General features: G+C 34.9%; 14 protein-coding genes. 11 read left to right on the plus strand and 3 right to left on the minus strand.

Annotated features, from left to right (window positions below; genetic code table 11):
- Window positions 1-62 precede the first annotated feature (62 nt).
- Both trxA and uvrC read left to right on the plus strand, forming a co-directional pair.
- Window positions 63-377 carry a thioredoxin gene (gene trxA / locus BUB45_RS13110; protein WP_073010223.1) on the plus strand — a complete coding sequence of 105 codons (315 nt, stop codon included), beginning with the start codon at window positions 63-65 and terminating at the stop codon, window positions 375-377.
- Window positions 378-494: 117 nt separating this feature from the next.
- The gene (gene uvrC, locus BUB45_RS13115; protein WP_073010225.1) at window positions 495-2,285 is read left to right on the plus strand and encodes an excinuclease ABC subunit UvrC; all 1,791 of its coding nucleotides are present in this window, start codon (window positions 495-497) and stop codon (window positions 2,283-2,285) included.
- 387 nt (window positions 2,286-2,672) lie between these two features.
- On the opposite strand, the gene BUB45_RS13120 is transcribed toward uvrC, so the two are convergent.
- Window positions 2,673-3,116 (minus strand): YslB family protein, encoded by a 444-nt coding sequence (locus BUB45_RS13120; protein WP_073010228.1) that lies wholly within the window; start codon window positions 3,114-3,116, stop codon window positions 2,673-2,675.
- Between the two features lie 691 nt (window positions 3,117-3,807).
- Here BUB45_RS13120 and BUB45_RS13125 point away from each other — a divergent pair.
- The 5 genes from BUB45_RS13125 to BUB45_RS13150 all read left to right on the plus strand — a co-directional run bounded on the left by BUB45_RS13125 (window position 3,808) and on the right by BUB45_RS13150 (window position 8,448).
- Window positions 3,808-4,422 carry a succinate dehydrogenase cytochrome b558 subunit gene (locus tag BUB45_RS13125; protein ID WP_258871584.1) on the plus strand — a complete coding sequence of 205 codons (615 nt, stop codon included), beginning with the start codon at window positions 3,808-3,810 and terminating at the stop codon, window positions 4,420-4,422.
- A gap of 30 nt (window positions 4,423-4,452) precedes the next feature.
- Window positions 4,453-6,216, plus strand: coding sequence for a succinate dehydrogenase flavoprotein subunit (sdhA, locus tag BUB45_RS13130; RefSeq protein ID WP_073010233.1), 1,764 nt, complete (start codon window positions 4,453-4,455; stop codon window positions 6,214-6,216).
- 2 nt (window positions 6,217-6,218) lie between these two features.
- A complete protein-coding gene (sdhB, locus tag BUB45_RS13135; RefSeq protein ID WP_073010236.1) occupies window positions 6,219-6,983 on the plus strand; it encodes a succinate dehydrogenase iron-sulfur subunit in 765 nt (254 codons plus the stop codon).
- 417 nt (window positions 6,984-7,400) lie between these two features.
- The gene (locus BUB45_RS13140) at window positions 7,401-7,841 is read left to right on the plus strand and encodes an acyl-CoA thioesterase (protein WP_073010239.1); all 441 of its coding nucleotides are present in this window, start codon (window positions 7,401-7,403) and stop codon (window positions 7,839-7,841) included.
- 436 nt (window positions 7,842-8,277) lie between these two features.
- On the plus strand, window positions 8,278-8,448 hold the full coding sequence (locus BUB45_RS13150; protein WP_073010265.1) for a helix-turn-helix domain-containing protein: 171 nt from the start codon (window positions 8,278-8,280) through the stop codon (window positions 8,446-8,448).
- A gap of 71 nt (window positions 8,449-8,519) precedes the next feature.
- Here BUB45_RS13150 and BUB45_RS13155 read toward each other — a convergent pair whose 3' ends face one another.
- Entirely contained in the window at window positions 8,520-8,699 is a 180-nt protein-coding gene (locus tag BUB45_RS13155; RefSeq protein WP_212590773.1) for a hypothetical protein, read from the minus strand.
- 475 nt (window positions 8,700-9,174) lie between these two features.
- On the opposite strand from BUB45_RS13155, the gene BUB45_RS13160 reads away from it, so the two are divergent.
- From BUB45_RS13160 to BUB45_RS13170, 3 genes are read left to right on the plus strand one after another with little or no spacing between them, the layout of a single operon-like run.
- Window positions 9,175-10,011: a S8 family serine peptidase gene (locus tag BUB45_RS13160; RefSeq protein WP_139300161.1), complete on the plus strand. Its 837-nt coding sequence runs from the start codon at window positions 9,175-9,177 to the stop codon at window positions 10,009-10,011.
- A gap of 8 nt (window positions 10,012-10,019) precedes the next feature.
- Window positions 10,020-10,808 (plus strand): SAR2788 family putative toxin, encoded by a 789-nt coding sequence (locus tag BUB45_RS13165; protein ID WP_073010274.1) that lies wholly within the window; start codon window positions 10,020-10,022, stop codon window positions 10,806-10,808.
- A gap of 1 nt (window position 10,809) precedes the next feature.
- Window positions 10,810-11,259, plus strand: coding sequence for a hypothetical protein (locus BUB45_RS13170; RefSeq protein WP_073010277.1), 450 nt, complete (start codon window positions 10,810-10,812; stop codon window positions 11,257-11,259).
- Between the two features lie 142 nt (window positions 11,260-11,401).
- Here BUB45_RS13170 and BUB45_RS13175 read toward each other — a convergent pair whose 3' ends face one another.
- The gene (locus tag BUB45_RS13175) at window positions 11,402-11,836 is read right to left on the minus strand and encodes an ImmA/IrrE family metallo-endopeptidase (RefSeq protein WP_425303969.1); all 435 of its coding nucleotides are present in this window, start codon (window positions 11,834-11,836) and stop codon (window positions 11,402-11,404) included.
- 338 nt (window positions 11,837-12,174) lie between these two features.
- Here BUB45_RS13175 and tnpA point away from each other — a divergent pair.
- On the plus strand, window positions 12,175-12,436 hold a 262-nt coding region (gene tnpA / locus BUB45_RS13180), incomplete at its 3' end, for an IS200/IS605 family transposase (protein WP_139300120.1).

The following is a 12,436-nucleotide window of genomic DNA, read 5'->3' on the forward strand; positions in this document are numbered from 1 at the left end:
ACGATGATATACTCAACGTAATAAGCGGGAAAGCTTTATCTAAGTCAAGGAGGAATGAAAGAATGGCAATTATCAATGCTACTGATCAGACGTTTGCCAAAGAGACTGCAGAAGGTTTAGTGCTAGCAGACTTTTGGGCGCCATGGTGTGGACCATGTAAAATGATTGCACCAGTATTGGAAGAAATTGATGGTGAAATGTCTGAAAAAGTTCAGATTGTAAAATTAGATGTTGACGAAAACCAAGAAACAGCAGGTAAATTTGGTGTGATGAGTATTCCAACATTGTTGTTATTTAAAGATGGTCAAGTCGTTGACCAAGTAATCGGTTTTCAGCCAAAAGAAGCATTAGTTGATTTAATTAACAAACATGCTTAACAAATGGTATACTATTCTTTAGAATAGAAGATGAAGAATCCCTTGTTGCTAAATAGTGACAAGGGATTTTCTAGAGTCTTACATGGTAGAACATGTCTATTAAAGGAATGAATGTAGATGAACCAAAGTATAAAAGATAAACTAGCGGTTTTACCAGCAAAGCCAGGCTGTTATTTGATGAAGGATAAATATGAAAGCGTCATTTATGTTGGAAAGTCAAAAGTATTAAAGAATCGGGTGCGTTCTTACTTTACTGGAGCACATGACCGAAAAACGCAACGTTTAGTGCAAGAGATTGAAAGTTTTGAGTATATTGTAACTTCTTCCGAGATAGAAGCACTTATTTTAGAAATGAATTTAATTAAAAAATATGATCCTAAATATAATGTTATGCTCAAAGACGATAAGTCTTACCCTTACTTAAAAATTACTTCTGAACGCCATCCAAGGTTGCTAATTACGAGGAAAATAAAGAAAGACAAAGGCAAATACTTTGGTCCTTATCCCAATGTTATCGCGGCGAGAGAAACAAAAAAATTATTGGATCGACTTTACCCTCTTAGAAAATGTAATAACCTTCCTGGGCGCCCTTGCTTGTACTATCATATGGGTCAATGTTACGCCTGTAGTAACAATCCGCCGACAAAAGAAGAATATGCAGCAATTGTCCAAAATGTATCATCTTTTTTACATGGTGGATATAAAGCAATAAAAAAAGACTTAACGAAGAAAATGCAGCAAGCGAGTGAAGCGTTGAATTTTGAAAGAGCGAAGGAATTAAGAGATCAAATTTATCACATTGAATCTGTCATGGAACAACAGAAAATGACGTTAAACGACCAGGCAGATAGGGATATTTTTGCATATAGTTATGATAAAGGATGGATGTGCATCCAAGTATTTTTTATTCGTCAAGGGAAGTTGATTGAACGAGATATAGCTGTTTTTCCTTTTTTCGATGAAGCTGAAGAAACATTTATTAGTTATGTTGGCCGTTTTTACCTCCATCAAAACCATCCGAAGCCAAAACAAATTCTTGTTCCTCTTGGTACCAATACAGAACTATTGAAAGATTTACTTGAGGTAGATGTGCATACGCCATACCGTGGAAGAAAAAAAGAATTGGTGAAGCTAGCGGAAGAAAATGCACGAATTTCGTTAAATGAGAAATTCTCTATTATGGAGCGAGACGAAGAAAGAACTATTGTAGCTGTAGAACGCTTAGGAGAAATTCTAAATATTGAAACACCGCATCGAATAGAAGCATTTGATAATTCCAACATTCAAGGGACTGATCCAGTTTCTGCGATGGTTGTTTTTATAGACGGTAAGCCAGCTAAGAATGAGTATCGTAAATACAAAATCCGCAATGTTGATCGACCGGATGATTATGAAACAATGAGAGAAGTTATTAGAAGGCGTTACACGAGAGTTTTAAGAGATAAACTTCCATTACCAGGTTTAATTATTGTAGATGGTGGAAAAGGTCAAATGAGTGCCGCATTGGATGTGCTAGAAAATGAGTTAGGGCTAGACATTCCTTTATGTGGTTTAGCAAAAGATGATCGTCATAAAACAAGTGAACTTTTATATGGATTTCCACCTCAAATTATAGATTTAGATCGCAAATCGAATGAATTTTATCTTGTCCAAAGGGTGCAGGAAGAAGTGCATCGTTTTGCCATTACGTTTCATCGTCAATTACGTGGGAAAAACGTTGTACAATCTGAATTAGATAATATTTCAGGTATTGGTCAAAAAAGAAGAAGATTGTTGCTAACACATTTTAAAACAATCACGGAAATAAAACAAGCTAGTATGGACGACCTGATAAGATTAGGTATTCCACGTGATGTCGCTGAAAATATTATTACCCATTTTCAAGCAGCTAACATAGAAAAGCAGTAGCGCCATGATCTGGCAATCTACTGCTTTTTTATGGTCTAGGAAATTATAAAACTTGATAAACTAACTAAGTTTTTAGCCACGTCCGGCTCCAGCGCCCAGCAACTAGGCGACTTCACTCCATTGCCTTAAGCTAAGTCATCATCGGTTCGTTTCTCATCATAATTCCTAAAACTTTCGTTGATTCGTTCTACTCTCTACGTTGCTAACCGGGCGCCCCGAGCCTTTGTTCTTGGCGGATATTTAAGGCACTTGTCCAAAGGGGGTTAAAAGATCAATAATCTCGGTCGGTTCTTGATCTTTTGCACCAACGAAATGTTTCTATAACAATGTTTAGTAAAAAATTTGTAGTATCGGGGGTTAAGAGCACACTTGTTTTAATTATTTCTATTAATCCACCGAAAACATGGCTTTAAACTCAACTTGATGAATTCTTTTATTAATCGTTTCTACGCACTCGCAATCTCTGTTTTCAATTATATGTAGAGCTTCTGCTAAAAAACCAGCTTCTAGACGAAAATCGGTAGAAAATGAAGCTTGTAATCGTGACGCAACTGCATCAGACATCAATTGAAAGGTCATTGATTTGCGTTTATCTTTTACAACTTCTAATCGCCCGAAGCCTAAAAGTGTAAAAATATGTATGACATCATCTACGGTTTGTATATCAAACTTTCTGGCAAGTTTTCTCCCCATGAAATATAACAGGGTTGGAGATTCTTCACCTAGTAATTCTGGTAAACTAACATATCGTAAAATATCAAAGCCGACACCTTCTGTATGTAATGCTTCTAAATCGTGAACGGATATAACCGTTGTTTGTTGGTTTGTCATTCCATGTCATCCTCTCTGAATACTCTTAAAGTAAGGGTAAATAAACATCTTCCTACAATGAACATTTTTTCTTTATAATGAATACTTTAAAAGTTAAAGTTTGCAACTCGCTCTTAATAGTGAACGACGAGTGCTATAGAGCGTACTTTTAGTTTATACTATAAAAAAGTATAAAAATTTGTAAGGTTTATAGAATAAGAAAAACTACAGCTTTCGTCATAAAAATTGGCGACAAGCCAAGTTTTTCTAATACATTTTCCTTTTGTAGTAGTACTTTATAAATTACATTCCAAATTTTAAAGACCATCATTTACGTTGATTTCACTACTATATGTATGTAGCTTGTTATATTATCTTAAATAATTTTAGTACGTGCAAGTCACAAATCTTTGAGCTTCTACTAGTTTATCATACTTAAGATGCTTCCTAAATGCTAGAAAATATATAAATGGGCAAGGTGTATGCATTAAAATAATTTTTTTGAAAAAGTACAAGTAATGGGAATACTTTTAACGCATGCAAAAATAGAAATAAAGGTACCGTTTTCTTGACGCTTGCAATAGTTAGAAGTACAATAAACATGTCGCAATTGTACAATGTCAACTCGCCGTACTTCCTTTAAGAGTTGAACTTTTAAATATGTACAACACTATGAAACTAATTAATGATCAAATTAAAGGGGGGGAACACATTGACAGAGCATCGTGAGTTTCTAACAAGAAGAGTGCACTCGTTATTAGGTGTAATTCCAATAGGTCTTTTTTTGGTTCAACATTTAGTGGTGAATCATTTTGCTGTTTATGGAGAAGAGAATTTTAATAAAGCAGCCGATTTTATGCACAGTCTACCATTTAGACTCGTATTGGAATTCGGGGTTATTTTTATTCCAATTTTGTTTCATGCTATTTTAGGGGTATATATTGTATTTGTAGCACGAAGCAACACGAAAAGATATAATTTTTTCCGTAATTGGATGTTCTTATTACAGCGAATAACGGGTATTATTACGTTTGTCTTTGTTGTTTGGCATGTGTGGGAGACAAGAATACAGTTAGGATCACAAGGAGCTGACTATAGCCTAATGGAAGGGATTCTTTCCAATCCATTTATGTTCTGGTTCTATATGATTGGTGTCCTATCTACTATTTTCCATTTTGCCAATGGATTATGGAGCTTCTGTGTGACTTGGGGTATTACACAAACACCTAAATCACAAAAAGTAGTTACATATGCAACTGTAATTGTTTTCTTAGCACTAAGTTATGTCGGTGTTAGAACAATTCTTACATTTGCTTACGGTATTTAATTCAAAGGAACAGGGAGTGGGTGACAAGTTATGAGTAAACGGAAAATTGCCATAGTTGGCGGAGGTTTAGCTGGCTTAATGGCAACAATAAAAGCAGCAGAAGCAGGAGTAAGTGTTGATTTATTTTCCATTGTTCCTGTAAAGCGCTCTCACTCTGTATGTGCTCAAGGTGGAATAAATGGTGCAGTTAATACTAAGGGAGAAGGGGATTCTCCTTGGCTTCACTTTGATGATACAGTGTACGGTGGAGATTTCTTAGCAAACCAACCGCAAGTAAAAGCGATGTGTGATGCAGCGCCTGGAATTATTCATATGTTTGATCGAATGGGTGTTATGTTTAACCGCACACCTGAAGGATTGCTAGATTTTCGTCGTTTTGGTGGAACGCAAATGCATAGAACAGCTTATGCTGGAGCAACAACAGGACAACAATTACTTTATGCGGTGGATGAGCAAGTTCGTCGTTATGAGGTAGAAGGTCTTGTGACAAAATATGAAAACTGGGAATTTGCGCGGGCAGTGATTGATGAAGAAGGTGTTGGTAGAGGGATTGTAGCTCAAAATGTGAAAACGCATGAGATAAAAGCATTTCCATCTGATGCAACCATTTTTGCTACTGGTGGTCCTGGAATTATCTTTGGTAAATCTACTAATTCTATGATTAATACTGGATCTGCTGCAAGTAAGTTGTACCAGCAAGGTGCAAAATATGCCAATGGAGAATTTATTCAAATTCATCCTACAGCTATTCCTGGTGATGATAAATTACGATTAATGAGTGAGTCTGCCCGTGGTGAAGGGGGCAGAATTTGGACATATAAAGATGGAGAACCTTGGTATTTCTTAGAGGAAAAATATCCAGCTTATGGTAACCTCGTACCAAGAGATATCGCCACACGTGAAATTTTTGACGTATGTGTGAACCAAAAACTTGGTATAAATGGCGAGAATATGGTGTATTTGGATCTATCACATAAAGATCCAAAAGAGCTTGATATAAAACTAGGCGGAATTATTGAGATATATGAGAAATTTGTTGGCGAAGATCCTCGAAAAGTGCCGATGAAAATCTTCCCTGCTGTCCATTATTCCATGGGCGGACTGTGGGTAGATATTAATCAAATGACTAATATCCCTGGTATTTTTGCTGCAGGAGAATGTGATTATTCGCAGCATGGTGCCAACCGTCTTGGTGCTAATTCATTATTGTCTGCTATTTATGGAGGAGCTGTTGCTGGTCCAAAGGCAATGGAATATATAGAAGGTTTAGAGAAGCATGTCGATGATTTGCCATCTCATTTATTTGAAGAGAATGTAAAAGTGGAACAAGACCACTTTGAAAAATTAATGAACATGGATGGCGAAGAAAATGCTTATCAGCTTCATAAGGAACTTGGTCAGTGGATGACTGATAACGTAACCGTAGTGCGTGATAATAAAAAATTATTGCAAACAGATGAAAAGATTCAAGAACTACTGCAACGTTTTGAAAACATTAATATTAATGATACCTCTCGTTGGAGCAACCAAGGTGTTATGTTTACACGTCAGTTGGAAAACATGCTTCATTTAGCGCGTGTTATTACACAAGGCGCTTATAATCGGAATGAGAGCCGTGGTGCTCATTATAAACCTGAATTCCCAGATCGAAATGATGAAGAGTGGTTGAAAACAACGATTGCAGAATTTGACGCAGAAGAAAAAGCACCTAAATTTTCTTATGAGGATGTAGATATTTCATTAATTAAACCTCGTAAGCGTGACTACACGAAAAAAAGTGAAGGGAGTAAGTAAGAATGGCTGATAATAAAACAGTTACTTTTATTATAACTCGACAAGACAGCCCTGATTCTAACTCCTATACAGAAACGTTTAAAATACCTTATAAGCCAAATATGAACGTTATTTCTGCATTGATGGAAATTAGACAAAATCCGGTTAATGCAAATGGAGAGAAAACAACACCAGTTCAGTGGGATATGAACTGTCTTGAGGAAGTATGTGGTGCATGTTCCATGGTGATTAATGGGGTAGCAAGACAGTCTTGTGCAGCACTTGTAGATCAGCTTGAACAGCCGATCCGACTAGAACCAATGTCAACATTTCCAGTTGTTCGCGATTTAATTATCGATCGTAACCGCATGTTCGATGCGTTAAAACAGGTGAAAGCATGGATTCCAATTGATGGTACGCATGATTTAGGAGCCGGTCCACGTATGCCTGAAAAGAAACGGCAATGGGCATATGAATTATCGAAATGTATGACTTGCGGTGTTTGTCTAGAAGCTTGCCCAAATGTTAATGATAAATCCAATTTCATTGGTCCAGCAGCTATTTCGCAGGCTCGTTTGTTTAATGCACATCCAACTGGAGAAATGAATGCAAGTGAACGTTTAAATGGGTTGATGGAAGATGGAGGTATAGATGGTTGTGGAAACTCGCAAAACTGTGTACAAGTTTGCCCTAAAGGTATTCCACTGACTACTTCTATTGCTGCCATGAACCGAGCAACAAATATCCAAGCGTTTAAAAACTTTTTTGGAAGTGACAACGCACATTAATTTAATTAGCTATACTAACGACCCTCTGCCTCTAAGAAGGCTGAGGGCTGTTTTTCAATATTAATTATGAGAAATTTTAGAATGATGATTATTTTCCTTTGAATAGAAGTGGATTAAGAGCTACGCTTTAAAATTTAAATTTGTACAACAAAAGTTTTTGTTCACATTATAAACTGTAGAAAGTAGTAATTTTGAAGGTTTTTAGTATAAGGAAAATGACAGCGTTTATCGCAACGAATAATCTCTAAGACTACGTGAAGTTATTTTTTATAGTTAAATGTTTGTATGCGTGTTACGTTTAATTTTCAGCAATCAAACTAGCGGCATGTTGCGGCCAAGGTAGTAGATTAAATGAATTGACTGTGACAAGCTTTTATTTGTCCGATCCCATACATTATTTGTTAAAGAGGTGAAAATGTGCGAATATCTTATATTGACAATCTAAATGAGTGGAGTAAAACTTTTTCTTTTTCTATACCAGTTACGATTCGTTTTTCTGAGACAGATTTATTTGGTCATATGAACAATACTACTGTGTTTATTTATTTTGAGCAGGCAAGAATCGAATTTTTGAAAGCTGCAGGTGTTTTTGATGGGAATACGAATACAGAGGGAATACCAGTTGTATCTGATTTACAATGCGATTTTTTAAAGCAACTGTACTTTGATCAAACTATCCAAGTGTATGTGAAAGCACATCATGTTGGTAGATCTTCTGTTGATATACATTATATGGTTTTAGATGATAAACAAGAAATTGCTTTGACTGGAAGAGGACGACTTGTATACATTCATGCAAAAACAGGCAAGCCAATATCATTAGGAGAATCAATGAGAATAGCTTTGGCGCAAAAGTAAACAGAAATAGGATACGTTATATTAGGAAGACGATCTTGCAAGTTGTGCAGAACGTTTAACCGCTCTTTTTTTACAAATCAAAACATTTAGAGAATAAAGTGGTGGCAATAATCATGTTAATAAAAAACCATATTTTACTAAATATACAGTTAAACGTGTTTTGGGAAGTAGTCTTTTTCTCACAGCGTGTCAAGGGTAGCCTAGATGCTATTTCATTTGCCTTTTCCTTTTCGTCAGTTACTAAAAGTGGCGATTACCTAAAAAACTTCCACTTCAAGCAACGAGCAAGGTGGTAAGTGAAGGGGTTAGTTTACAAGATTTCTGTGGCCCCCCTGATAAATGTACGCACCGTTTAATTGCTTTTACATAAGCTATTATTGACTAAATAATTTCCCTTCATTTTGCAGCTCTATTGACAGCAAGGAGGGGTTACCATTTGAAGGACAACGAGTATAAACCGAAGCAATTATTAACTAAACGGGAAAAAGAAGTATTTGAACTATTAGTTCAGGATAAAACCACAAAAGAAATTGCCCAGGAATTATTCATATCAGAAAAAACTGTCCGAAACCATATTTCAAATGCTATGCATACCAATTGCAAATAGAAGAAATCGAATGGATAATGGTGTTATAGGTGCGATTATCCATTCGATGTTATAAAATAAATGTGGATAGGTTACACTTGTCTAGTTAAGTGTTGACATACCATCTCTTGAAGCTTGTACTCTGTTGCCTTATCCTCATAATGCTTAACAGTAAAATCAGTCTGCTCTAACTCTACAAATTTTAACTCTTTATGCTCAGCCATCATTTTAGGAACTGTGTGATTATCAAGTTCAATTAATTCCCTCGTCATCTTTTCTATGTTTAGCTTTCCCACAAATTGTACTTACATAATGCATCTACTCTTTATCATTACTGTATTTATTTCGGGCTTACGAAATGTTTTACTATAATTTACCTCCTTGGTTTTGAGAGGCCAATTATAAATAAAAAATAGCATAAAGAAAGGGTAGTTTCTCCTTCTCTATAATTCGTTTCTTAATCGAAAGTCCTTTCAAACATTGATTACCGTTCCTTAAATAATTTACTCTATATCGATTGTTTTTCTTCTGCTGCAACAAACATTTTTCTGATTCACATACTTTCATTCAAAGGAGGATAATGATTATTTGAAATTATGTGGACTTTTCATAGATATACTATATAATATCTATTGTTACCATAAAATGTTAAAGGAGGAGTAATAGATTAAGTATAAATATCTTGTCTCAGGTATAGTATTGATAATTGTTCTCGCTATTTTGTCAATTCTATACTATTACAATAACATGGATGATCTAAAAAAACTTCAATGGTCAAATAGACAAGTTTCACCTTGGGGACAGGATCTAATGGGGGTGGTCACAAAAACAGAAGATCAAAATATTAAAATAGCAGTATTAGATAGCGGTATTAATAAAAGCCATGAAGATTTAGAGGGTAAGATAGTGAAAGAATTTAATGTAACTGATGAAAGTATTACTCATGACGTATTTAATCATGGTACAGCAATTGCGGGTATTATCACAGCAAATAACAACAATAAGGGAATTATCGGTTTAAATCAAAGTATTGATATTTACGATGTAAAAGTTCTTGACGAAAATGGTAACGGAAGTATAGAAGAGCTTACTAAAGGAATTCAATGGTCAATTGCTCAAGGGGTAGATATGATAAATTTAAGTATAGGATTTCAATCAGACAGCATGCAACTTAAATCAATAATAAAAGCAGCGACTGATGCAGGCATTATTGTTGTAGCAGCTGCTGGAAATACCTATGGGCTTGACATGGATTACCCAGCTCAGTACGAAAATGTGATATCAGTAAATGCAATAGACTCTGATTTAAACCTCATAGATGCTTCTGCTTTGGGTAGTACGGATTTCGTTGCACCTGGGAAGGATATTTTATCAACAGATTCACAGGGAGGTTATTCATTATACTCTGGAACTTCTTTTTCTTCTGCGTATGTTACTGGAGCACTTTCTAGTTGGTTGATAGAATATAGGAATACAATTAATAACAAAAAAAAGGTTGGAAAAACGGAATTGTTAAAATTTATAAAAGATAGTGATGGAATCGAGTATAAAAACCAAATAAACATATTAAAAAATATAAAATGAGGTGACCTATGCGATTGAAAAAAGGATTTATTACAATAATAATAGCTACTTTATTTTTGCAATTGTTTTCTGGTATTCAAATTGCTAAGGCTGAAGAAAATTCTGAATATATAAATGGAGATTCAATAGAAACTGAAACTCTAGACAACGGATTAGAGTTAGAGGTAGTAGAAAAGACAGAGGATACAGTGGTAGTTGAAACTGAACATATTGCGGGGGAAACGGAAGTTTTTGTAGAAATTGATATGGATAGGGAGACAGAGAATATCAATGTGTCAGGTGAGGTTATTAATGAAGAAGGGCAGTTGGTTAGTCAAAATTATGATGTAGTTGTACATGATGTAGAAGGAGATAATTTTGTTGCTACTTTTATTGATATTGAAACTGAAGATATTATTGATATAGACACTACTGAAATGTCTGCTTCTGCTCTTCCTATAGTTATTGTCGCAGCAGTAGCCAGATATGGAATTAAATATGCAATTAAAAAATATGGTAAAAAAGCCGCAAAATACGCTGTTTCATCAAGAAGTTATGGTAAAGTACTCAGCTCTGTAAGTAAACTAAGCGCAAATAAAAGAAAACATATTCTCGCAAGTAAACACAATTGGAGTAAAGTTACAGGAAACAATTGGAGCGATGTCTCTAAAGTAATGTCGCATGTAATGCGTTATGGTAAAGAGAGTGCGTATAAAAGTGTTCGTAAAAAAACATTGAAGATGAGTGGAAGAACTGTGACAGTAACTTTTAAAAGGGCTAACGGAAAAATATATATTAGTAATGGATGGGTGAAATAAATTGACTAACAAGTTAAAGGATCTTATTTTAAGTGGTAATCTGGAAGAGGCTAAAAAAATTTCTAGCAATCTTTCTTATGAAGAACTTGATGCAACATTAACAGATATTGCTTTTCATAACTCCAGTATTACCAATTATGCCTTTGTTATGAGTTTAATAATTGAAGATGAAAAAGTGGAACTTCATGGAATAGCTTTTGATATGCTAGTTAACCCACTATGTCATATTGATGGAGCTTACTACACTGCTTTATATCACGCAAAACGTTGTGTTGAATTAACTAATCAACAAGATGTAGGTTATTTAACTAACCTTCTGTTTTTACATGATGTTCCTGAAACTGTAGTATCCGAAAAGGAAGCATTCAACGTTGCTAAAAAGATCCTTACATTAGATCCTAACAACGAAATAGCAAATGAATTTATGAGTGAAAATAGGAATAACAAATAAGTGTAATAAAGAAGAGATGGCCATCATTTTTAAATGATATATTCAACGTGCCATCTCTTTGTATATCTGTACAGGGTATACGTTAAACCTTATTTTGACTAATTTCATACTTTAGACTTAGTTCTAAGTACCTATACAAACTTTAAAAATTTTTTAGATGACAAATTTGTTCAGGGATACCGTAAGTTGCAGTTACTTCTTTAATGGTAATGTTTGTGCTTACATATTCATAGAGACACTCATCTGGCAGAAGAAGCTCTACAGCAAAGGTGTTTGCTTCTACTTCAATCTTACTTACTGGAAGGTAAGTGGTACTCCGTAAGAAAGGGGTATTTACTCTTGTATGTAATTGAGAGTGACCGAGCTCATGAGCACATACAAATCTTTTAGTTATGTCATCTAAATTAGAATTAATAAAAATATATTGATTCTTTCTATCATATTTGTAAAACCCCTTGATTTCGTCATGCAAATTCCACTCGATAACATGGACATTTTTAAAGTTTGCTAGTTCAAATGGATTATTAGAACGATACTTTTTTATTAATTGATTTACTATATCCTTTATCCAACTCAATCGATCCATCCTCCCATCATAGTGTAGCCATCCTTTTTTATAATATCGACATAGCGGCAGTTTCTTAAAGTAAAGGCCTGATGCTACGTTTTTGGTCATCATGAAGATTTAAAAGAAATGGGTTAAGTGCATTTCTATTATTTGCATCAAGGTAAGAGGTGACCAGTTTTGCTAAGATGGAGGTTTTAATAGATAAATATACCTATCTATATTCCTGCAACTGGAAATTTGGTATAATGCATTTAATTTACAAATGCGTGGTCTAACTCCACCGTCTTTAGACGGTATCCGCTTTTAGCCTTATCTTTTTTGTCCATACTAAGTGAAGAGGTGAAAGTATGGAAGGATATAGAAAAAATAGTCATGCTGTGTATGATATTAAGTATCATGTCATATGGGTGACAAAGTATAGATATAAGGTTTTGGGCGGGCATATAGCGGTGAGAGTGCGTGATTTGATAAGACAAGGTTGTGAAGCCAGAGGAATTACCATATTGCAAGGAAGTGTTGGGAAAGACCACATTCATTTATTATTATCTTGTCCTCCAAGTATTGCCCCAAGTAAAATATTGCAGTATCTAAAAGGAAGATCATCGAGAT

Source organism: Virgibacillus chiguensis (assembly GCF_900129865.1).
Taxonomy (GTDB): Bacteria; Bacillota; Bacilli; order Bacillales; family Amphibacillaceae; genus Virgibacillus; species Virgibacillus chiguensis.